Origin of the sequence: Dyella subtropica (assembly GCF_026283965.1) — a bacterium.
Taxonomy (GTDB): Bacteria; Pseudomonadota; Gammaproteobacteria; order Xanthomonadales; family Rhodanobacteraceae; genus Dyella_D; species Dyella_D subtropica.
Genome location: NZ_JAPDPD010000012.1, coordinates 122,631 through 142,995 on the forward strand (window position 1 = coordinate 122,631; position 20,365 = coordinate 142,995).

General features: G+C 64.3%; 20 protein-coding genes. 5 read left to right on the forward strand and 15 right to left on the reverse strand.

Features of this window, described 5'->3' with window-relative positions; translation table 11 throughout:
* Nucleotides 1-346: 346 nt before the first annotated feature.
* The 7 genes from OUZ45_RS12160 to OUZ45_RS12190 all read right to left on the reverse strand — a co-directional run bounded on the left by OUZ45_RS12160 (nt 347) and on the right by OUZ45_RS12190 (nt 7,074).
* Nucleotides 347-1,795, reverse strand: coding sequence for a DNA recombination protein RmuC (locus OUZ45_RS12160; RefSeq protein WP_266170377.1), 1,449 nt, complete (start codon nt 1,793-1,795; stop codon nt 347-349).
* Nucleotides 1,796-1,861: 66 nt separating this feature from the next.
* Nucleotides 1,862-3,037 (reverse strand): class I SAM-dependent rRNA methyltransferase, encoded by a 1,176-nt coding sequence (locus OUZ45_RS12165; RefSeq protein WP_266170378.1) that lies wholly within the window; start codon nt 3,035-3,037, stop codon nt 1,862-1,864.
* Between the two features lie 55 nt (nt 3,038-3,092).
* Nucleotides 3,093-3,530: a hypothetical protein gene (locus tag OUZ45_RS12170; RefSeq protein WP_266170379.1), complete on the reverse strand. Its 438-nt coding sequence runs from the start codon at nt 3,528-3,530 to the stop codon at nt 3,093-3,095.
* 231 nt (nt 3,531-3,761) lie between these two features.
* Nucleotides 3,762-4,943, reverse strand: coding sequence for a glutathionylspermidine synthase family protein (locus OUZ45_RS12175; RefSeq protein WP_266170380.1), 1,182 nt, complete (start codon nt 4,941-4,943; stop codon nt 3,762-3,764).
* Nucleotides 4,943-5,482, reverse strand: a complete 540-nt coding sequence (locus tag OUZ45_RS12180) for a DUF1190 domain-containing protein (protein WP_266170381.1) — start codon at nt 5,480-5,482, stop codon at nt 4,943-4,945. The genes OUZ45_RS12175 and OUZ45_RS12180 overlap by 1 nt, the downstream gene beginning before the upstream one ends.
* A 163-nt stretch (nt 5,483-5,645) precedes the next feature.
* Nucleotides 5,646-6,596 (reverse strand): serine/threonine protein kinase, encoded by a 951-nt coding sequence (locus OUZ45_RS12185; protein WP_266170382.1) that lies wholly within the window; start codon nt 6,594-6,596, stop codon nt 5,646-5,648.
* A 37-nt stretch (nt 6,597-6,633) separates the two neighbouring features.
* Entirely contained in the window at nt 6,634-7,074 is a 441-nt protein-coding gene (locus tag OUZ45_RS12190) for a hotdog fold thioesterase (protein ID WP_266170383.1), read from the reverse strand.
* A gap of 356 nt (nt 7,075-7,430) precedes the next feature.
* On the opposite strand from OUZ45_RS12190, the gene OUZ45_RS12195 reads away from it, so the two are divergent.
* Complete coding sequence (locus OUZ45_RS12195; protein WP_266170384.1) at nt 7,431-8,489, forward strand: 2Fe-2S iron-sulfur cluster-binding protein; 1,059 nt, start codon at nt 7,431-7,433, stop codon at nt 8,487-8,489.
* 41 nt (nt 8,490-8,530) lie between these two features.
* Here OUZ45_RS12195 and OUZ45_RS12200 read toward each other — a convergent pair whose 3' ends face one another.
* The 3 genes from OUZ45_RS12200 to OUZ45_RS12210 form a co-directional block, all read right to left on the reverse strand.
* Nucleotides 8,531-8,977 carry a rhodanese-like domain-containing protein gene (locus tag OUZ45_RS12200; RefSeq protein WP_266170385.1) on the reverse strand — a complete coding sequence of 149 codons (447 nt, stop codon included), beginning with the start codon at nt 8,975-8,977 and terminating at the stop codon, nt 8,531-8,533.
* 79 nt (nt 8,978-9,056) lie between these two features.
* The gene (locus tag OUZ45_RS12205) at nt 9,057-9,467 is read right to left on the reverse strand and encodes a hypothetical protein (protein ID WP_266170386.1); all 411 of its coding nucleotides are present in this window, start codon (nt 9,465-9,467) and stop codon (nt 9,057-9,059) included.
* A 58-nt stretch (nt 9,468-9,525) separates the two neighbouring features.
* Nucleotides 9,526-9,993 carry a YiiD C-terminal domain-containing protein gene (locus OUZ45_RS12210; RefSeq protein WP_266170387.1) on the reverse strand — a complete coding sequence of 156 codons (468 nt, stop codon included), beginning with the start codon at nt 9,991-9,993 and terminating at the stop codon, nt 9,526-9,528.
* Between the two features lie 159 nt (nt 9,994-10,152).
* Here OUZ45_RS12210 and OUZ45_RS12215 point away from each other — a divergent pair, with 159 nt between their 5' ends.
* Genes OUZ45_RS12215 through OUZ45_RS12225 form a run of 3 tightly spaced genes read left to right on the forward strand, consistent with a single transcriptional unit; the run spans nt 10,153 to nt 13,326 of the window.
* Nucleotides 10,153-10,938: a uroporphyrinogen-III synthase gene (locus OUZ45_RS12215; RefSeq protein WP_266170388.1), complete on the forward strand. Its 786-nt coding sequence runs from the start codon at nt 10,153-10,155 to the stop codon at nt 10,936-10,938.
* 37 nt (nt 10,939-10,975) lie between these two features.
* Nucleotides 10,976-12,073, forward strand: coding sequence for a uroporphyrinogen-III C-methyltransferase (locus tag OUZ45_RS12220; protein ID WP_266170389.1), 1,098 nt, complete (start codon nt 10,976-10,978; stop codon nt 12,071-12,073).
* Complete coding sequence (locus tag OUZ45_RS12225; protein WP_266170390.1) at nt 12,070-13,326, forward strand: heme biosynthesis HemY N-terminal domain-containing protein; 1,257 nt, start codon at nt 12,070-12,072, stop codon at nt 13,324-13,326. The genes OUZ45_RS12220 and OUZ45_RS12225 overlap by 4 nt, the downstream gene beginning before the upstream one ends.
* 14 nt (nt 13,327-13,340) lie before the next feature.
* Here the strand turns inward: OUZ45_RS12225 and OUZ45_RS12230 are convergent, their stop codons facing one another.
* Nucleotides 13,341-13,676, reverse strand: coding sequence for a hypothetical protein (locus OUZ45_RS12230; protein WP_266170391.1), 336 nt, complete (start codon nt 13,674-13,676; stop codon nt 13,341-13,343).
* A 493-nt stretch (nt 13,677-14,169) separates the two neighbouring features.
* On the opposite strand from OUZ45_RS12230, the gene OUZ45_RS12235 reads away from it, so the two are divergent.
* A complete protein-coding gene (locus OUZ45_RS12235; RefSeq protein ID WP_266170392.1) occupies nt 14,170-14,739 on the forward strand; it encodes a hypothetical protein in 570 nt (189 codons plus the stop codon).
* A 269-nt stretch (nt 14,740-15,008) separates the two neighbouring features.
* Here OUZ45_RS12235 and OUZ45_RS12240 read toward each other — a convergent pair whose 3' ends face one another.
* From OUZ45_RS12240 to OUZ45_RS12255, 4 genes are all read right to left on the reverse strand, one after another.
* Nucleotides 15,009-15,602 carry an FUSC family protein gene (locus OUZ45_RS12240; RefSeq protein WP_266170393.1) on the reverse strand — a complete coding sequence of 198 codons (594 nt, stop codon included), beginning with the start codon at nt 15,600-15,602 and terminating at the stop codon, nt 15,009-15,011.
* 10 nt (nt 15,603-15,612) lie between these two features.
* The gene (gene uvrD, locus OUZ45_RS12245; protein ID WP_266170394.1) at nt 15,613-17,820 is read right to left on the reverse strand and encodes a DNA helicase II; all 2,208 of its coding nucleotides are present in this window, start codon (nt 17,818-17,820) and stop codon (nt 15,613-15,615) included.
* A 534-nt stretch (nt 17,821-18,354) separates the two neighbouring features.
* The gene (locus OUZ45_RS12250) at nt 18,355-18,573 is read right to left on the reverse strand and encodes a hypothetical protein (protein ID WP_266170395.1); all 219 of its coding nucleotides are present in this window, start codon (nt 18,571-18,573) and stop codon (nt 18,355-18,357) included.
* A gap of 75 nt (nt 18,574-18,648) precedes the next feature.
* The gene (locus OUZ45_RS12255) at nt 18,649-20,277 is read right to left on the reverse strand and encodes an alpha-glucosidase family protein (protein ID WP_266170396.1); all 1,629 of its coding nucleotides are present in this window, start codon (nt 20,275-20,277) and stop codon (nt 18,649-18,651) included.
* Nucleotides 20,278-20,365 lie beyond the last annotated feature (88 nt).

The window sequence follows — 20,365 nt, forward strand, 5'->3', positions numbered from 1 at the left end:
TCGCGTGGTTGCGGCCTGGCTCGCCTGCCGCGGGCTTTCGAACCGCTGCCGCGGTCCGAGTCACTTTTCTCTGTTTGGCCAGAGAAAAGTAACCAAAAGAGAGGCCACCCCGGTTACGCGCCCTCCGGCTTCGCCTGCGGGTCCGTGAGGTCTGGCCGGGCTTTTCGACACGACGTTTGGTGTCCTGTCGGGAGGCATGGGCATCCGTGCCCATGCCCCTGCGGGCCTGATCGTCCAGCCCTCACCGCTGCACAGGGGGGGCCAAGATCAAGGGCAACAGCAAGAACAAAGACGACAGCAAGAGCAAAGCAGCGGACTGCGACGACCGCCCCAAGATCGTTGACGTTCAGCCCTCGCCTTTTTCTTCTTCTTCGTCCTCGTCGCCATTGACCGGCGACTCACCCAGCAGCTCCTGTGCCTGTTCGCCGGGTAGCGATTCGACGTCGCGCAGTTTGCGTTGGATGGCGCGGGTGCGGACGCCGGCCTGGTCGATGACGTTGCTTGCTTCGGTGAGTTTCTTGCGGGTCTTTTCCAGCACGCCGGCGAATTTGCCGAACTCGGTCTTCACGGCGGCGAGCAATTGCCAGACTTCGCTGCTGCGCTTTTCGATCGCTAGTGTGCGGAAGCCCATCTGCAGGCTGTTGAGCAGCGCGGTCAGGGTGGTGGGGCCGGCGAGGGTGATGCGGTAGTCGCGCTGCAGCAGGTCGGAGAGGCCAGGGCGGCGGATGACTTCGGCGTAGAGGCCTTCGGTGGGCAGGAACAGGATGGCGAAGTCGGTGCTGTGCGGCGGCGCGACGTATTTGGTATGGATGCGTTTGGCCTCCTCACGCACGCGCATTTCCAGCGCGCGGCCGGCGGCCAGGGCGGCGTCGACGTCGGCAGCTTCCTGCGCGTCGAGCAGGCGCTGGTAGTCCTCGATGGGGAATTTGGCGTCGATCGGCAGCCAGACGGGCTGGTCGCCGTTGCTGCCGGGCAGGCGGATGGCGTATTCCACGCGCTCCGATGAGCCAGGCACGGTCGCCACATTGGCGGCGTATTGTTCGGGGATCAGGATCTGTTCGAGCAAGGCGCCCAGCTGCACTTCGCCAAAGGTGCCGCGCGTTTTCACATTGGTCAGTACGCGCTTGAGGTCGCCCACGCCGGTGGCGAGGCTTTGCATTTCGCCCAAGCCGCGCTGCACCGCTTCCAGCCGCTCCGAGACCAGCTTGAACGATTGGCCGAGGCGCGTTTCCAGCGTGCTCTGCAGTTTCTCGTCGACGGTGGCACGCATCTGCTCCAGCTTCGCGGCGTTGTCGTCCTGAATCGCCTTGAGCTTGATTTCCAGCGTGGCGCGCACTTCGCCCAGGCGCTTCTCATTGTCGGCAGTGAGTGCGGCCAGGCGCTGCTGCTGCTGTTCGCCAAGGCGATTGAGGGTGAGCGTGAGTTCCTCGCGGCTCTTGCGCGCATCTTCCGTGAGGCGCTGGGCCAGGGACTGCAGGCCGTTGTCGGTACGTTCGGTAAGCAGGTTCAGGCGCTGACCGAAACCATCGATACGCTCAGCCTGCTGCAGGTTCATACCGCCGAGCTGTTCGCCGACGTGGCCACGAAAGCGATCGAAACCCTGCTGCAGCTCCTCGCGCCCGGCGCGTTGCTCCTCGCGCAGGGCACGTTGCAGACGCTCGCCGTCGTCTTTCAGCGCGTCCAACCGCGTGGTCAGGCCCGTGTCGTTCCGGCTGCGTAACAGCATGATCTGCAGCACCAGCACGGCCAGTACGGCGACGACAACGACGATCAGCAGTACTTCGGTGGCGGGCATGAGCAGGTCCGGCGGTTACTAGTCGCGCAGTTTACGCGTTCCCGTCTCAGACGCTGCGACCGCGGATTACCACACTCGGCAGAACACCGCCTTCAGGTAACGTCCTTCCGCCACATCGCTGCGCACGGGGTGGTCGGCACCGGCGCCGCGCACGTCCAGTACCTGGATCTCACGCCCGGCATTGAGCGCCACGCGTCGCAGCATTTCGAGGAAATCCTCTTCGCTGACCAGGCCGGTGCACGAACAGGTCAGCAGCAGGCCGCCGGGCGGTATCACGTCGAGCGCCAAGCGATTCATCGCGAAGTATTTCTTCAGCGCATCGATGACCTTGCTGCGATCGCGGGTGAGCTTGGCCGGGTCCAGCACTACGGCGTCGTATTGCTCGCCACGCGTGATGGCGTTGCGCAGCCAATCGAAGATGTCGGCCTGTTCGAAATTCGCGGTGAGCTGGTTGGCGGCGGCGTTGGCGCGGGCGATGTCCAGGATGCCGGCGTCCATGTCGACACCGGTTGCTTCGCTCGCGCCAGCGGCCAGCGCATGCACGGCGAAACCGCCGGCGTTGCAGCACAGGTCGAGCACACGGCGGCCGCGGGCCAACTCGGCGAAGCGGCGGCGGTTGTCGCGCTGGTCGGCGAAGAAGCCGGTTTTGTGCCCGGAGCCAGGCGCGGCGTGGAAGCGCAGGCCGTGCTCGTGCACTTCCACCGCGGCAGGTGCTTCGGCGGCGCGGCAGTCGAAGGATTCCTGCTTCTGCACGTGGGTCTCGGCGAACCAGTACAGGCGCGCGCCGGGGAAGTGCGCGAGCAGGGCGGCGTGGATGGCTTCGCGGAATTTCCACATGCCGGCGGCGAAGTACTCGATCACCAGGATGTCGGCGTAGCGGTCCACGATCAGGCCGGAGAGACCGTCGCCCTCGCTGTGCACCACGCGCCAGGCGTCGCTGTCGCCGTCCAGTTGTAGTAGCTCGCGGCGGAGTTCTACCGCACGCGCGATGCGGCCGGCGATCCAGTCGGCGTCGATGCTTTCGTCCGGGTCGTTGGTGAGCAGGCGCAAGGCGATGCGCGCATGGCCGTTCCAGAAGCCGCGACCGACGAAACGATCCTTGGCATCGACCACATCCACCACGCTGCCGGGTGGCAGCCGGCCCTCGGGTTTGTGCACTTGCGCGGACCACACCCAGGGGTGGCCGGGGGTGCGATCGGATTTGAGACGGATGACGGGGAGGGCGGGGGCGGGGCTATTCATCCGCCCATGATAGCGGGTGAGCCGCTTTTACCCCTCCCCTGCTTCACACAGTGCGTTACCGCAGCCGCAGCGCCAGCCAGGAAAGCAGGGCCAGCAGGTTGATGCCCAGGTGCGAAACGCTGGGGCCGGCCACGGCCAGCAGGAAGCCCTGCGAACCGACATGCCAGTCGAGGCCCAGACGCGGAGCCATCTGCAGGGTGGCGAAGACGTTGACGAAAGCGCCGCAGTGCAATGCATAGCTCAGCACCGGTGTGGCGATCAGCGGCAACTGCATCAGCTGGGCCACGCGGGAGAGGGATACGCCACGCTCGCTGCCTTCCGTCAGCAGCACGCCCGCGATCAGCACAAAGCCGTACAACAGCAGGCCGATCAGCGCCAGGATCGCATCGTGGGTCGAACCCAGTGGCAGCAGGCGGCGGAACATAGTCACCACGCCGTAGAAGCCGCCAGCGATTTCGAGGATGCCGATCAGGCGGAAGAGGAAGTTGCGCACGCGAGCTGCCCGTTCAAAAGTCGCAAGCTTAGCCGAGCATGGGCGGTGCAAAACGACGACGGCGTACCGCGCTTCAGCGTCGATGTAGGAGCGCACCCTGTGCGCGACGAACCGGCAGGAAAGCCGGTTTGCACGGCGTAAGCCGCCCGCAGAGCGAGGGCCATGGATGGCCCGAGTGACAAACCGGCAGGATGGTCAGTTTGCACGGCGTAAGGTGCTGTTCTGGAAGGTTCAGGCCATCAGCACGCTGCGCGGCTCTTCCACAATGGCATGTGGCACGAAGCGCGCGGTGTCCTGGGTCACCCGCGAGCGATCCTCGCGGATGCCCATGCCGCAGGCACGGTCGCCCACCACCCAACTGCCGAGCAGCGCATGCCGGCCATCAAAATCGGCCAGTGGATGGTAGGCCTGCCGAATGCACGGCCCGTTGCGGTAGGGGCCATCGGTGGACACCTGCTCGCCGTTAGGCAGGTGCATGGCGATGTTGGCGCCCTCGCGCGAATGAATGGGCTTGCGCACCCAGCCGCGCGGGAGTTCGCCGCCGTCGTCGAACTCCGCCGGCAGCAGGTTGGGATGGCCTGCGTGCTTCTCCCACAACAGAGGCAAGATGCCTTTGTTGCTGAGTACGGCCTTCCAGGGCGGCTCGATCAATTGCAGGCCCGAGCCGGGCAAGTGGCGGCCAAAGGTCTCGCGGAACATGTCCTCCAACGGGTAGAGCTTGAACAAGCAGCCGATCACCCGGTCTTCCATATCGCTGAAACGGCCGTCTGCCGTGATGCCGATGTCCTCGATCGCCATGGCATCGCATTCGATGCCGGCTTGCAAAGCGCAGTCGCGCAAGTAGGCGATGGTGCCCTGGTCTTCGTTGGAATCGCGCACGGCGGCGAACAGGAATGGGCGTGCTGTGCTTCGCGCAATCGTGCCGAAAGCCTCCACCAGCGACTCGTAGATGGAGTTGAACTGATCGGCGCCGGTCGGCAGGCGGTTGCGGGTGAGCTGGTCTTCCAGCCATTGCCATTGGAAGAACGCCGACTCGAACAGCGAGGTCGGCGTGTCGTAATTCAGTTCGTAAAGTTTGGCGGGGCCATTGCCGTCATAGGCGAAATCCATCCGGCCGTAGAGGTGCGGCTGGCGATCGCGCCAGCTGCGCGCGATCCAGTCCCAATACGGTTCAGGAATCGCCAACTGACGCATGCGCAGCTCGCTGTTGACCACGTCGTCGACCAGATCCAGCGCCATCGCGTGAAGTTCTTCGGTGGGCGCTTCGATGTCGTCTTCGATCTCGCGCAGACTGAAGGCGTAGTACGCCGATTCATCCCAATAGGGTGCGCCGTCGACGGTGTGGAAATGGAAGCCGCTTTCGGCGGCACGGTCGCGCCAGTCCGGGCGCTCGACAATGGCGATGCGGCGCATCAGCTGCCGCCGCCGCGTTCGCCGCTGGACGAGCCGAAGCCGCCGCGGCTCGTGGTGATGGCGCGGTCCGGAGTGGCCGACACAGGCACCATGTTCGGTGTGCCGCCCGTGTTGCGATACACGCCGCCATAGTTCTGATCCGGACGCTGCCACTGTCCGCCGGCATCGCGGAAGGCCGGGCCGCTGGTGAAGCCGGTCATGGGCGAGCCGTTGCGCATCATTTGCGACAGGAAAAAGCCGGTCATCATGGGCCCGAAGAACGAGTGCCCGCTGCTGTCACGGCGCTCCTCGCAGCGATCCCAGTCGTAGCCGGCGGCGCATTCTTCGCGTGTGGCGAAGTGTGGGCTGTTCTCCGCCGAATCTTGTGTGGCCTTGTCGAACGCCTGCTGGCAGGTCGCGCGATCCTGGGTCTGGCTGACGCAGGATTCGACGGAGGTGTACAGGCCCTCGCGGGCGGTTTCCTCGTTGCTGCTGCAGGCGGTGAGCAGTAGTGGAGCGGTGCTCATTAGCAGCAGGGTGGCGGTGCGGGATCGCTTCATGAGCGGCTTCCGTACGGGGGATTGGGGAAGCATGCCTGCATGGTTGTGGGGAGGGAAGGGTGGGGGGCTTGCGACTGCGTGTCCTGGTTCGCCTGCGGCGGGTTTTCGAACCGCTGCACAGGGGCCCCAAGATCAACAGCAGAGCCGCTACGTCGATGTGTTTTCAGGCTCCCAGCCCATCGGCCAATTCGTGCAGGTCGTCGACATGTTGTTCCCACCAGCGCGATTCGGCGGCGAAGGGGAAGGCTGCCGGGAAGGCGGGGTCGTGCCAGCGGGTGGCGATCCAGCCGGCGTAGTGGAGTTGGCGCATGGCGCGCAGTGCGGGGACCAGGGTCAGTTCGACGTAGTCGAATTCGCGGAATTGCTGGTAGCCGGTGAGCAGGGCGTCCATGGACGAGTCGTCATTGGCCAGCATCCACAGGTCCTGCACGGCCGGCCCTGTGCGTGCGTCGTCGAGGTCGACGAAGTGGGGGCCGTTGTCGGTCCACAGCACGTTGCCGGGATGGCAGTCGCCGTGCAGGCGAAGCTGGCGCACGGGGCCTGCGGCTTCGAAACGTTGGGCGACGGCTTCGTCGACGCGTTGTGCGGCGACGCGGTAGCGCGCTTGCAAGGGCGGGGGCAGTAGCGGTGAGGCCAGTACGGCTTGCATGGGCTGCGCGATCAAAGTCGCGCAATCGACGCGGCCGCGATGCGCGAACGGTGCGCGCGCACCGATCAGATGCATGCGCGCGATCAGTCGGCCTAGCCATTCCAACTGTTCGGTCGATTCCAATGAAGGTGCGCGGCCGCCGCGTCGTGGTGTAAGTGCGTAGCGGAAGCCCTCGTGGTGCAGCAGTGTTCGCCCACCGAAGACGAGTGGAGCGACCATCGGCAGCTCCGCCGCGGACAGCTCCAGCGCGAAGGCATGCTCTTCAAGGATCGCCGCGTCGCTCCAGCGCCCAGGGCGGTAGAACTTCGCCACTACCGGTGCGGCGTCATCCAGGCCGACTTGCCACACGCGGTTCTCGTAGCTGTTCAACGCAAGCAGTCGGCCGTCGGGCCACAGGCCGCAAGCGGTGACGGCATCGAGTACATGGTCCGGTGTGAGTCCGGCGTAAGGTGCCTCAGCGCTCATGGGCATGTAATGAACAGAGCGAGCGAAGCGCCCGGCCTCACTTAAGTCCCACGACGCGCGCCGGAATCACCGCCATGGTGATGCGCGAGATGCACACCAGTTCGCCGGCTTCGTTCTCGATACGAATTTCCCACACTTGCGTGGTGCGCCCGATATGCAGCACGCGTGCCGTGCCGGTGACGATGCCACTGCGCACGCCGCGTACATGGTTGGCATTGATGTCCAGGCCCACCGCCACTTCTTGTGCGGGATCGAGCGTGAGCATGGCGGCTGTGCTTCCCAGCGTCTCGGCCAGTGCCACCGAGGCGCCACCGTGCAGAAGGCCGTAGGGCTGATGCGTGCGGTGGTCCACCGGCATGGTGCCTTGCAGCCAGTCATCGCCGACGGCGGTGATGCGGATGCCCAGCGTTTCCATCATGGTGTTCGCGCTCCAACCGTTGAGGCGTACGAGGTCGGTGTCCTGCTTCCAGATGGTCATGGGATGCTCTGCTCTATTTGACGTAGGCGGCATGATATCCAGAAGACGCGCCACCGACGTTGCGTGGCGATGCGCCTGACTGGTCGTCAGGTCGAGCCGCGCGGCGTCGGTGGCGCGCCTTCTGGATATCACCCCGGTCGTCTATCGACCAAAATGCTGGGCCGTTGCGGTTTGCGCGCAGCTCACCGCCGCGCTGTCTCGACAGACGTCCAGTCTGCCTTCGCCAACCCAACGGCGATCTGCGCGCAAACCGCAACGGTGACACCTGCGTCAAATAGAGCAGAGCATCCCAGGGTTGATACCCGTCAAAAGAGGTCGCATTGTCGGCCGACTGCCGTCGCGGCGACAATGCACCTGTGCCTATCGTAATTTTGAACAACTCCGGCCGCCGGTTCCCGGCCGATCCCGGCGAAACCGTGCTGGAAGCCGCGCAGCGCGCCGGCATCGCGTTGCCGTATTCCTGTCGCGCGGGCGTCTGCGGCAGTTGCAAGGCCACCTTGCTCGAAGGTCATTGCGATTACCCGCGCAACCCGCCGGTGGCGCTGAGCGGCACCTCGCCAGGCCAGCATGCCGTGCTGCTATGCCAGGCGGTTCCTCGCGATGATCTGGTGATCGAGGCGCGCGAAGTGACCTCGGTGGAAGACATCGCGCGTCGCCAGCTCGATGTCGTGGTGGCCGACAAACGCCCGCTGGCGCCTGAAGTCGTCGGCTTGCGTCTGCGGCCGGCGCCGGGCGAGGCGCGCCTGAACTGGCTGCCCGGCCAATACCTCGATGTGTTGTTGGAAGATGGTCGGCGCCGGCCCTTCTCCATCGCGAGCGGTCCGCAAGCGGACGGCGTGATCGAGTTGCACGTGCGCCATGTCGCGGGCGGCGGTTTCACTTCGTGGGTGAACGACGCGCTGCAAGTTGGCGACACGCTGCGCATCGAAGGGCCTCTCGGCACCTTCGTGCCGCGCGAGGATTCGGAGCGGCCCATGCTGTTCATGGCTGGCGGCACCGGTTTCGCACCGGTCAAGGCGATCGTGGAACACTTCATCGCGCTCGGCACGCGTCGCTCCATGCAGGTGTATTGGGGCGCGCGCAGCGCCGCCGATCTTTACCTGCGCAGCTTGGCCGAGAGTTGGGAGCAGGCGGCGCATGCGCTGCGCTTCCACTCCGTGCTGTCCGACCCTGAACAGGCCGAGCAAAGCGGTCTGCGCATGGGCCTGATCCACGAAGCCGTGCTGGAGGATCAGCCGGACCTATCCGGCCACGACGTCTATATGAGCGGCCCGCCCGCGATGATCGACGCCGGCCGCAAACTGTTCCTCGATGCCGGTCTGCCGGAAGACCGGCTCTACTACGACTCGTTCGACTACGCGCCGGACGTGCTGGCCCAGATATTGGCTGGCCGCGCCGGACTGGCCGATCTGTAGGAGCGCACCCTGTGCGCTCCTACGGGGAAGCATTACGGCAGTTATTTATTGCCCTTGGCCACCGGCAACTGCGCCTGCTGCCAGGCGAACAGGCCGCCACCCAGTGTGTAGACCTTGCCGAAGCCGGCCTTGACCAGGCGCTGCGCGGCCTTGTCGGCGGCGCCACGGCCGTCCTTGTCGATCAGCACCACTGGCAGATCCTTGGCCTTGGCCAGGTCCTTGTTCTCGGGGTCGAACTGGCTCATCGCCACATGCTTGGCGCCCGGGACGTGGGCCTTCTCGAAATCCGCGTAGGCGGAGAGATCGATCAGTAGGGGGCTTTCGCGGTTGATCAGCAGGGTAAGGCCGCCCGGAGTCAGTTCCTTGTACTTGCGGAACAGGCGGGCGACTTCCATCGCGATGATCGCCAGCAGCAGGATCAGGAACAGCGCGGCGAGCGCGAGATGGTTGCCGAGGAACTCAGGCAGCTTGTGCAGGACGTCGCTCATTCGAAAGCTTCCGCAGATGCGGGCCGGCCCGCGAGGTGGAGTGAACCGGCGATTATACGGACTTGGAGCCGGTCGCAGCCTATTCGGAGATCGGCGGCAGCCCGCTCGTCAGCCACCAATGCTTCTTCTCCGGGTCGTAACGCCAGGTCTGGTGGTCGACCACCGTGCGCTCGGCCTGCGTGTGGATGTTGACCAGCCCGATCTGGGCGACCTGGTGTACTTCGTTCTCGCCACTCGGCACCGGACCCTGGTCATCGGCGTAATCGCTGACTTTGAACTGGGCGTAGCGCGCCATTTCCAGCGACGTCGGCGGATGCTCGGCGCGCACCTTGGGGTCGACGAACTGCAGCGCGGTCTGGAAATCGCCCCAGCGCACCACGTTGGCATAGGCGTTGAGCGTGGTGGTGAGCGCCTGGTTGCGCTGGTCGGAGGCGCAGCCGGCGAGCAGTAGGGTGGTCAGCAGGGTGAGCAGGGTCAGCAGGCGGCGCATGGGCGGTTCCCCTTGGGATGTCCGCTCATTCTGCCGCAATCGCCCCTCAGACTGCGGCTCAGTTCCGACGTTTTGCGACGAAACGCGCGCTCAGCGTCGCGGCGGGCTTGTCCGGGTTCTCGCTGGGTACCTGGCAGGCGACTTCGATCCTGGCCCGGCCGCGCGAGCCGAGCGTGTGGAAAAACACCTTCCAATCGGCATGGGGGCCGAGACGCGCTTCGCTGAGCAAGTCTTCCCATACCGGGGCCAGGTAACGCACGGTCGATTCGGCCACGAACACATCGCAATCGAAGCCGCGCTTACGCAGTTCCAGCTCCACCAGGCTCCAGCCGCTCAGCGTCATCAGGCTGACCAGGCTGCCGCCGAAGGCGCAGCCCTTGTCGTTGATGTTGGGTACCAGCGGCGCTGCGATGGCGATGTGTTCGTCGTCATGGCTGTGCAGCTGCAGGTCCATGCTGTGCGCGAGCGGGATTTCGTTGCGGATGAACTGGATCAGGTCCTGGGCGGACGACGCGGTCGTGCTCATGGTCGAACGTGTTTCCTGCAAACGGGGGGGGTGGGGAGCCGCATAGTGTAAGAGCCTGTCCTCATGGTCTGTATAGCCCGCGTTGAATCACCTGGGCACCATGCGGTAGCGTGTGGAAGCTACACTGCCCACCGTTTCTTACGTAGGCATCCATGGCGCGTGCAGGCACTGGCCACTCCGCACACGAATTCGCTCGGCGGTCGCATCGTGGTGATCACGCGGCCCGCTGGCACCGCGTCTTCGCTGGCGCGCCAGGTGCGTGCGCGAGGCGGTGTGCCGTTGTCGCTGCCTGGCCTGTCGCTGCGCGGCGCCGACGATCCGCTGACGATGCGAGCGGCGTTGGCCGAGGCGCTGCGGGACGAAGTTCTGGTGTTCACCAGCCCGGCAGCGGTGCGCTTTGCCGCCCGGCTGCATCCGTTGCGAACCGCAGCCACCGTGCTGGCCGTGGGGCAGGGCACGGCGCGCGCGCTGCGCCGGCTTGGCATCGCCGCGCTGGCACCAGCGCGGCAGGACAGCGAGGGCCTGCTCGAACATCCCATGCTGGCAAACCTGCAAGGCAGGCGCGTGGCGCTGATCGGCGCACCGGGCGGACGCGGCGTGCTGCGCGAACAACTCGCCGCGCGTGGTGCGCAGCTGCGCGAGTTGCATGTTTATCGCCGCGTCGCGCCGCGTCTGCTGCGACGACATGTCGCAGCGGTGGAACAGTTGCCGGCTTCGGCCATGGTGCTGCTGTCCAGCGCCGATGCACTGGACAACCTGCGAAAGCAGCTTCGACCCGAGGCGCTGAACCGATTTTTCGCGGCAACCGCGATAACCAGCAGCGAGCGTCTGGCTGAGGCGGCGCGCGGTGCGGGCTTCAAACAAGTACGGATCGCCGCATCGGCGTTATCAGCGGACTTGTTGGCGGAAGCGGCGCGCTACGAATCTTCCTTCACAAAGGCTTGATGCGAACGAGCGCACGCGGGCTGTTAGCATGTCGCGCATGAGCCAGGATAACTCTACGTTAGACCCCGCCGCCGCCAAGGCGAACGCGCCCGACACCGCGCCCACTCGGTCGAAGACCGCATCCCCGCAGCAGGCGCCGCGCCGCGGCGGCAGTGTTGCCTTGGCCCTATCGCTGTCGCTGGTAGCGATTGGCGGCGCGGGCTACGTGGGTTGGCGCCAATACACCCAGGAAACCGGCGTGCTCGATGCCGTGCATGCCACCGCCAGCCTGGACACCCGCGTCGCCAACGTGGAGCGTACGCTGGAGGCCGTCGACAACGAGCGCAACCTGCTACGCCAGCGCCTGGGCGATGCGGATCAAGTCAACCGCTCCCTGCGCGAGGAACTACTCGGTCAGGCCGAGCGCACGCGCAATCTCGAAGATGCGGTGGCGAAACTGTCGGATAAGACGCTGTCCGGTCACGACGGCATGTTGCTCGATGAAACCGAATCGCTGCTGCGCATGGGCAAGGAACGCTACGCACTGTTCCACGACGCGCAGGGTGCGGCCGCCGCTTATGCGCTGGCCGACCAAGCCTTGGCCGCGGTGAACGAAGGCACGTTCTCCAGTTTGCGCCAAAGCATCAACGCCGAGCGCGAGGCGCTTACCAAGAGCCAGCCGGCCGCGCAGATGGCTGCGTTGGACGCACTCACGCAATTGCGCGCCGCCACTGCGGAGCTTCCGCTGAAGCCGCTGGATACGCCCGCTGACAATCAGTCCGCGGATACGTGGTCGCGCATTCGTCGCGCGCTGACCAGCGTGATTCGCGTGCAGCGCGTCAACAGCGCACCGCTGGCCGTGGCCGACGCACGCTTCGCGCGCGAACTGGTGGGGCTGGATCTGGCGCAGGCCCAGGCGGCGCTGCTGGCCTACGATGGCCAAAGCTATGCCGCCGCGCTCAAGCGCGCGGATGCGAACCTCGCGACGCAGTTCGATAGTCAGGTGCCCGCGGTGCAGCAGGCGCGCACCAAGCTCACCGCGCTCGCCACGCAATTTCAGCCGGCCACGCCGGTGGAACTGGGTGCGGCCTTGTCCGAGCTGCGCAACCTGCGTTCGATGCATACACTCAAGCCAGCGGCCGAGGCCAAGCCATGAGTTTGTGGCGCTGGATTCTGTTGTTGGTGATCGTCGCGGCGCTGGCCGCGTTCGGCTGGCATTGGGTGGCCGAAGATCCCGGTTACGTACTGGTACAAATCCGCGACTGGCAGGCCGAAACCTCTGTGGTGGCCGCTGTCGTCATTCTGCTGGTGGGGTGGGGCGCACTCACCGTTGCCTGGCGTCTGGCGCGTTGGCCGTTCGGTGCGTTGTCGCGCCGCCATCGCCGTATCAGTCACCAGCGGCTGGGCGAAGGCCTGGTCGCGCTGATGGAAGGTCGTCACGGCGATGCGGAACGCGACCTCAACCGTGCTTCGCGCCTGGACATTCTGCGCGGCCCCGCCTTGCTCGCTTCCGCCGAGGCCGCGTCGCGTCGCGGCGAACAGGGGCGCGCGCTCGAAGCCCTGGACGAAGCCAGCCAGTCCGCACCGCGCGCCGCGCGGGTGCTGCGCGCGCGCGTACTTCGTCGCGACGGCAAATTCGCCGAGGCGCTGTCGCTGCTGACGTCTGAAGCCGATGCCGGCACGCTGAGCCCTGGCGGTTGGCGCGAGCTGGCCATGTCGGCACTGGCGGCCGGCGATCATCGCCGCGCCCGCGAAGCGCTGGAGCCTTTGCAGAAAAGTGGCGCACTTGGCGCCCGCGGTTACGCCGCGCTGGAAGGTCAGGTACTCGCCGCTTCCTTGCGCGCTGCACCGGACGGCGCGGCGCTGAACACTCTGTGGTCGCAATGGCCGAAAGCCCAGCGCCGCGTACCCGCTGCCATCGACGCCTATGCGCGCGCCGCTGCGGGTTACGGCATGGTGTTGCCGGCGATGGATGAAGTGGAATCGGCGCTGCGTCGCGAATGGTCGCCGCTGCTCATCGAAACCTACGGCGTCCTCGGCGACGACGACCTCGATGCGCGCCTGCGTCGCGCCGAACCCTGGCTCGATGCCCACCCCAACGACGCCAGCTTGCTGCTCACCCTCGGCCGCATGTGCGTGCGGCTCAAGCTGTGGGGCAAGGCGCACCAGTACCTGGAGCGCTCACTCGCGCTCAAGCCGAGCGCGGCCGTGTGGGAAGCGCTGGGCGATGCCTACGCTGGCCAGAGTGACCCCGCACTGGCGCAACTTTGCTATCGCAATGCGTTGGCCTTCGGTCGCGGCGGCGCCGTGGCGCCGCTGCCGCAAGACAGCCGCAGTTCGCGCCTGGATACCCGCCCGATCGCGATAGAGGAACGCAGCGAGCACGGCGTGCCGCGACTGCGCGAGTAATGGTATCGGCGAGCTCAACTCGCCGATACCGCCCAAGTGATGAAGCCTGCATTGACCGTAGTCAGCGTCAACGCCAGCAGAAACAGTGCATCCGAGATGCGCTCCAGCCGGTGATTGCGCTGCACGTTGCGTGTGCGCAGCGCCCAGTACGAAAGCAGGCAAGCCAGCAGGTAGAGAAACGTATTCACGGCCAGCAAATCGGTGCCGATCACATCGGTACGGTGCATCGAGACCACCACGCGCAAGATGCCGATCACGGTGATGCATACGCCGACCATCGCAGCCGAGGCCGAAAAGATATGGACGCAGATATCGCGGTCCAGCGGATGGCGTTGCGTATTCCAGTTCATGGGCAGGTTGGCGTGGTCGATGATTCTGAGCAGACCCGCGTTGTGTAGCGCAGGTTGCCAGGGCAGGTTCTTGCGTTCAGCCAGTGCCTAGCTGCGCTCCTACATTTTTGCCGGCAGAGATACCGCTTCCGTACCGGCATGATGATGGTGGTGGTCGATGCGCTCAGTCGGCCGTCAACTCGTCCAGCTGCTCTTTGGACAATTTCATGCAGCTGCTCCTTCCGGTGGCTATCCACCACGCTGCTTCTCAAAGGGCAGATACAGTTCTATTTACGGGCTCTATTTGATCAACCTATTTCATTGATCACGCCTTCACACGCACCATGTTTTTATCTATCTGCTCGCCTGCGCCCACTCGCTTCCCCGCTATCCATCAGGGATACACGCAACAACCATTGAACCTTTACTGGCTCCGCGATTCTGTGCGCGCTCAGTCAGTACAAGGTAATCGCATACGCAGCTTCCTCAACTAACTTCGGCAGGAGCTCTAATCATGCGTACAACGTCATTCAAAGTGTTATTCGGTATTTTATTCGTTCTTCTATCTTCCACTTTTGGCATCCGCTCCGCTTCCGCGCAAACACAATTTAGCGTTGGGAGCTGCGTCGGCACGGATGCCGCGCATTTTTCACCGGGCTTAACAGTTATATCAACCAATGGGGTGGTAACTGTTGAAGGTATTGTAACCGGCTGTGTTTACCTGCCCAATCTCACCGCGCCTACTCCGGCAACGTTCACTTGGAATACAACTACCAATAGCGTTGGTTGCTTGGCTCTGTCTCCTACGCTGGCCCCGGGCAACGGAACCATTGAGTGGACAGATGGAGTGACAAGCAACATCGTCCTTACCTCTAGCGTTGCCAGCCTAGGCATAGTGGGTCTTACACCACAGGCATTTTTCTTTGCCATTACTGGCGGACGTGAGCAAGGTGGTTACTTCGTCGTAAACGCTGATCTCATCCCTACTCTTAATAACGCCACCTCTTGCTTATCCGGGGTGCCTGTTTACGTGTTGACTGGCATCAACTTGCCGATTTTTTTTGCGCTGCCAGCTCCGCTTTAGCAACGCCATGCGGGATCGCCATTTCGTCACAGGCAATCCATACGTAAATAGATACCCATCTCCGATGGTCATGGAGATGGGTATCTTGGGCTGTGAGTATTCCATCCAATGAAGCGACGATAGCCAGTGTTGATCAGCTGCCGTGTTGAGTATCGCTTCGCGAGAAAGGCGAGAAATGGTGGATCATTATTTATTTAACATCGGCCCAGCGGACGGTTTCGCCGTGCAAACCAGCAATCCTGCCGGTTTGCCGCGCACAGGGTGCGCTTCTACATTTTTGCTGGTGGAGATGCCGCTTCGACGCGGCTCAGCCAGCGCGATTCCAGCCGCGTCGCCACCCAGGTCACCAGCAAAGCGCAGGTGATGCCGAGGGTGACTTCGCCCAGGCGGGTCAGGGCGATCGACCAGAACGAGCCTTCGTGCGGTACCAGCATGATGATGGTGGTGGTCGATGCGCTCAGTCGGCCGGCACTGCCCACACCGAGCAGCCAACAACTGGTGATGGCGAATACCAGCGCCAGCGCATAGGTCGCATAGTGATCGCCGCCGTGATAGGCCGCAGCGAGTCCAGTCAGGCCGCCGATCAAGGCGCCGATCACCTGGTCGCGTGACGATGCACGCGTATCCAGGTAGCTCTGCTGGGTCACGGCAATCGCGGTCAGCGCAGCCCAGAACGCCTGCTGGGTGTGCAGCAGCAGGCCGAAGCCATAGGCCATGCTCGCCGAGCTCAGTGCCAGAAGGGCTTGCAACAAGCCCTTCAAGAGACGATGCGTCCACGGCAGGCGGCGGTACAGCGCCTCGATGTCCCGGTGAAAGTCACCGAGTCGGCGCAGGCTGTCGCGAAGCGGCGTTGGGTCGCTCATATTCGCGGTGTCACAGCGGTGTGAGGTTGGCGTAGGCCGCCACCAGCCACTTGCTGCCTGCGTTCTCGAAGTTGACCTGCAGCCGCGTGTGCGGACCACTGCCCTCCGCGCTGATCACCACACCTTCACCGAAGCTGGGATGGCTGACCCGCTGGCCAAGTTTCACCGGGCGATTCTCCTCAAGCGTCGGCGCGTTCGTCGCGAAGCGACCGGCATAGAGCGGTCGGCTCACCTGCACGCGCGGGCGTACTTCGTCGATCAGTTCCGGTGGAATCTCGGCGAGGAAGCGCGACGGACGCGCCAGCATCTCCACGCCATGCATGCGACGCGATTCGGCATGCGTGATGAACAACCGTTCGCGGGCGCGAGTGATACCCACATAGGCGAGGCGGCGCTCTTCTTCCAGTCGGCCCTCGTCCTCAACCGAGCGCTGACTGGGAAACAAACCCTCTTCCATGCCGACCAGAAATACCACCGGGAACTCCAGGCCCTTGGCGGAGTGCAGCGTCATCAGTTGCACGCAGTCGTCCCAAGCCTCGCCCTGGCCTTCGCCCGCTTCCAGCGTGGCGTGCGAGAGAAAGGCGGAAAGCTCGCTGAGCCCGGCGTCGATATCGTCCTGGGTGGGCTCGAAGCGGCTGGCCACGTTGACCAGCTCGTCCAGGTTCTCCACGCGCGATTCGGCGTTGCCGCGGCTGTCCTTCTCGTAGAAATCGCGCAGGCCGGTATGGATGACGGCGTGTTCGATCTGTTCGGCCAGCGCGAGGCTGGTGGTTTCCACGTCGCCGTCGGCCTTGCCGGAGAAGGTGTGGCTCATCTCATCGATCATGGTGAGAAAAGCCTTCACCGCGTTTTTCGCGCGACCCGCCAATTCGGTGCCGCCACTCAGCTCGCCGAGCACAGCTTCCCACATCGACGTGTTCTCGCTACGGGCACGGCGACGGAGCACATCCAGGGTGCGATCGCCGATGCCACGCGGGGGCGTATTCACGGCGCGCTCGAAGGCGGCATCGTCGTGGCGATTGGAGCACAGGCGCAGATAGGCCAAGGCATCTTTGATTTCGGCGCGCTCGAAGAAGCGCTGGCCGCCATAGACGCGAAAGCGGATATCGCGCTGCATCAGCTGTTCTTCGAAGTTGCGCGATTGCGCATTCGATCGATACAGGATCGCGCAATCACGCGCGTTGCCATGTTCCGCGATGTACTCGCGTATGCGCTCGATCACGAAGCGCGCTTCGTCCTGCTCGTTGTACGCCGCATACAGCGCGATGCGGTCGCCGTCCTCGCCAGCCGTCCACAGCTGCTTGCCGAGTCGACTGCCATTGCGCGCGATCACGCTGTTGGCGGCTTTCAGGATGGTCGAAGTGGAGCGGTAGTTCTGCTCCAGCTTGATGGTCTTGGCACCAGGGAAATCGCGCAGGAACTGCTGCACGTTCTCCACCTTGGCGCCGCGCCAGCCGTAGATGGCCTGGTCGTCGTCGCCCACCACGAATACTTGTCCGGCGGCACCGGCCAGCACACGAATCCATGCGTATTGCAGCGTGTTCGTGTCCTGGAACTCATCGATCAGCAAATACTTCCAGCGCTGCTGGTAATGCTCCAGCACCGCTGGATTCTTCAACCACAACTCATGCGCACGCAGCAGCAACTCGGCGAAATCGACCAGGCCGGCACGTCGGCAGGCGTCTTCGTAAGCCTGGTAGATCTGCACGAAGCTGCGCGTCACCGGGTGATCGTGATGCTCAATGTTCTCCGGCCGCTTGCCCTCATCCTTCCAGCTATTGATCTGCCATGTGGCCTGGCGCGGCGGAAACTTCGCCTCATCCAGCCCAAGTCCGGCGACCACACGCTTGACGATGCGCTGCTGATCGTCCGCGTCGAGAATCTGGAACCCCTCGGGCAGACCAGCCTCACGCCAGTGCCGGCGCAACAGACGATGCGCGATGCCGTGAAACGTACCCACCGTCAGCCCTTGCGTACCGCCCGGAATCAATTGATCCAGCCGCGCCCGCATCTCCCCCGCCGCCTTGTTGGTAAACGTCACCGCCAGAATCGCCCACGGCGGCATATGCTCCACCTGTGTGAGCCAGCCGATGCGGTGAGTCAGGACGCGGGTTTTCCCCGAGCCGGCGCCGGCAAGCACCAAGTAGTGGCCGGGCGGGGCGCAAACAGCTTCACGCTGCGCGTCATTGAGCTTGTCGATCAAATGCGAGACATCCATCCGGCTTATTGTAGCCGGGTGGGTCCCAGGGGCCGAGCGGAAAGCTCCACAGATAGAGGCGCTCTACCGAGCACCCACCCCTCTCCCCAACCCTCTCCTCGGAGGGGAGAGGGAGCAAAGCGATGCGTAGCGAGCCAGTCACACCAATCCCCTGTGCAGCGGTGAGGGCTGGACGATCAGGCCCCGAAGGGGGCATCGACAGGACGTCGATGCCTTTTCGACACGACAGGGACGTCGTGTCGAAAAGCCCGGCCAGACCTCACGAACCCGCAGGCGAAGCCGGAGGGCGCGTAACCGGGGTTGCCTCTCTTTTGGTTACTTTTCTCTGGCCAAACAGAGAAAAGTGACTCGGCCTCCGGCAGGAGGACGAAAGCCCGCGGCAGGCGAGCCCGGTCGCGATAACGCGACAACCAGGCGTCAAAGTCACTGGACCCCGGCCTATGCCGGGGTGACGAAGTAGATGCGTTATCGCGAGCACCCGCCCCTCGCCTCAATCCTCTCCCCGGAGGGGAGAGGGAGCAGAGCTGCGGTCGATTAGCCCTTCTTGAAAAAACCACCTAGCGTGAGCAACCCACCCACCACGACACCCGCGATACCGACCCAGGAAGGCACCGCCTTATCGTGAGTCGCCGTGATCTTGGCCGAGCCAAGCTGCACCAGCGTATCCGTCTCTTGGTACAGGGCATGGCCACTGAGCACCCAGATACCCGCAACGACCAGAATGAGACCGATCATGATCAAGGCAGCGCGCATGGATATCTCCAGAATGACGATGCACCGATCATAGGCGGCGCCGCGCGGCGGAAAAAGCCATGCGCGCCGCGCCAGTCAGCCGGCAGTTTCCAGCTGGGCGAACAGCAATCCATGGGGAGGTAGCTGCAACCGGCCGTCGCTGAAGGAGCCCTCGGCCAGGCCGTGACCGTCGATGCGCTGAGCCTTGCCGGATACAGGCAGCGTCAGGTTCACCGCGTCGGCGCCCAGGTTGAACGCAGCAAGCATCGTTTCGCCGTTGTGAGTGCGGGTGAACGCGAGCACCGGTTCCGGCGTGTCGATGAAACGAATATCGCCCCAGCGCAACGCCAGCTGCGTGCTCCGCCACTGCATGAACTGGCGGAATCCGCGCAGTGCCGATTGCGGATCGGCCTCCTGCCGCGACACCGCGAGAGTGCGATGATCGGCCGGCACGGGCAACCAGGGGGTGCCGGTGCTAAAGCCTGCATGGGGGGCGTCATCGTCCCACGGCATCGGCGTGCGGCAACCGTCGCGGCCCTTGAAGTTCGGCCAGAAGGTGATGCCGTAAGGATCTTGCAGCGCTTCGTAAGGCACGTCCGCTTCGGTCAGGCCGAGTTCCTCGCCCTGATACACGCAGACCGAGCCGCGCAGCGAGCAAAGCATCGCGGTGAGCAGGTTGGCGAAGCGCACCGTAGCCTGGCCGTTGCCCCAGCGGCTGAGCACACGCTCCACGTCGTGGTTGGAGATGGCCCAGCACGGCCAGCCTTCGCGCATCTGCGCTTCGAGGTTTTGCACCGTGCCGCGGATGTAGGCGGCGCTGAAATCGTCGGTGAGCAATTCGAAGCTGTAGCCCATGTGCAGACGATGGCCGTGGGTGTATTCGGCCATGGTCGCCAACGAGTCTTCGGACGAAATCTCGCCCAGTGCGGCCACGTCTTTGTACTGGTCCAGCAAGCCACGCAGTTTGTCGAGGAAGGCCAGATTCTCGGGCTGCGTGTTGTTGAAGTAGTGGTATTGGAACGCGTACGGATTGTCCGGGCTGAAACCGCGGCCCACGCGTTGGTCTTCCGGCTTGGGCGGGTTGTCGCGCAGCAGCTTGTCGTGGAAGCAGAAGTTGATGGCGTCCAGGCGCAAGCCGTCCACACCCTTGTCCAGCCAGAACTTCACGTTGTCCAGCACGGCGCGCTGCACATCGGGGTTATGGAAGTTGAGGTCCGGCTGCGAGGTCAGGAAGTTGTGCAGGTAGTACTGCCCGCGTCGCGGCTCCCACTGCCAGGCCACGCCGCCGAACAGCGACATCCAGTTGTTGGGCGGCGTGCCGTCGGCTTTCGCGTCGGCCCACACGTACCAGTCGGCCTTCGCGTTGTCGCGGCTGCTGCGGCTTTCCTTGAACCATGCGTGCTGGTCGGACGTGTGGCTGAGCACTTGATCGATCATCACCTTCAGGCCGAGGCAGTGCGCTTTGGCCAACAGGTAGTCGAAGTCCTCGGTGGTGCCGAACAGCGGATCGACCGCGCGGTAGTCGGCGATGTCATAGCCGAAGTCGGCCATCGGCGAGCGGAAGAACGGCGCAATCCAGATCGCATCCACACCCAGGCCGGCGACGTAGTCGAGCCGGTCGACGATGCCGGGCAGGTCGCCCACGCCATCGCCGTTGGTGTCCAGGAAACTGCGTGGGTAGATCTGGTAGATGACGGCTCCGCGCCACCATGGTGTTTCACTCATGTCCCTATCCCGAAGGTCTGAAGCGCTTGCATCACCGAGGTGGTACGCAGCGTGCGGGGCAGCTTAATCGCTGGATGCGACAGCGATG

What these genes read in the sequence shown, in the direction of transcription:
- OUZ45_RS12200 (WP_266170385.1), bottom strand. Translation starts at nt 8,977, where the DNA reads ATGAGCGACGTCCTGCACAAGCTGCCTGAGTTCCTCGGCAACCATCTC.
- OUZ45_RS12210 (WP_266170387.1), bottom strand. Translation starts at nt 9,993, where the DNA reads ATGAGCACGACCGCGTCGTCCGCCCAGGACCTGATCCAGTTCATCCGC.
- OUZ45_RS12240 (WP_266170393.1), bottom strand. Translation starts at nt 15,602, where the DNA reads ATGAGCGACCCAACGCCGCTTCGCGACAGCCTGCGCCGACTCGGTGAC.
- OUZ45_RS12205 (WP_266170386.1), bottom strand. Translation starts at nt 9,467, where the DNA reads ATGCGCCGCCTGCTGACCCTGCTCACCCTGCTGACCACCCTACTGCTC.
- OUZ45_RS12180 (WP_266170381.1), bottom strand. Translation starts at nt 5,482, where the DNA reads ATGAAGCGATCCCGCACCGCCACCCTGCTGCTAATGAGCACCGCTCCA.
- OUZ45_RS12175 (WP_266170380.1), bottom strand. Translation starts at nt 4,943, where the DNA reads ATGCGCCGCATCGCCATTGTCGAGCGCCCGGACTGGCGCGACCGTGCC.
- OUZ45_RS12185 (WP_266170382.1), bottom strand. Translation starts at nt 6,596, where the DNA reads ATGAGCGCTGAGGCACCTTACGCCGGACTCACACCGGACCATGTACTC.
- OUZ45_RS12230 (WP_266170391.1), bottom strand. Translation starts at nt 13,676, where the DNA reads ATGAACTGGAATACGCAACGCCATCCGCTGGACCGCGATATCTGCGTC.
- uvrD (WP_266170394.1), bottom strand. Translation starts at nt 17,820, where the DNA reads ATGGATGTCTCGCATTTGATCGACAAGCTCAATGACGCGCAGCGTGAA.
- OUZ45_RS12220 (WP_266170389.1), top strand. Translation starts at nt 10,976, where the DNA reads ATGAGCCAGGATAACTCTACGTTAGACCCCGCCGCCGCCAAGGCGAAC.
- OUZ45_RS12225 (WP_266170390.1), top strand. Translation starts at nt 12,070, where the DNA reads ATGAGTTTGTGGCGCTGGATTCTGTTGTTGGTGATCGTCGCGGCGCTG.
- OUZ45_RS12235 (WP_266170392.1), top strand. Translation starts at nt 14,170, where the DNA reads ATGCGTACAACGTCATTCAAAGTGTTATTCGGTATTTTATTCGTTCTT.
- OUZ45_RS12250 (WP_266170395.1), bottom strand. Translation starts at nt 18,573, where the DNA reads ATGCGCGCTGCCTTGATCATGATCGGTCTCATTCTGGTCGTTGCGGGT.
- OUZ45_RS12165 (WP_266170378.1), bottom strand. Translation starts at nt 3,037, where the DNA reads ATGAATAGCCCCGCCCCCGCCCTCCCCGTCATCCGTCTCAAATCCGAT.
- OUZ45_RS12190 (WP_266170383.1), bottom strand. Translation starts at nt 7,074, where the DNA reads ATGACCATCTGGAAGCAGGACACCGACCTCGTACGCCTCAACGGTTGG.
- OUZ45_RS12160 (WP_266170377.1), bottom strand. Translation starts at nt 1,795, where the DNA reads ATGCCCGCCACCGAAGTACTGCTGATCGTCGTTGTCGTCGCCGTACTG.
- OUZ45_RS12255 (WP_266170396.1), bottom strand. Translation starts at nt 20,277, where the DNA reads ATGAGTGAAACACCATGGTGGCGCGGAGCCGTCATCTACCAGATCTAC.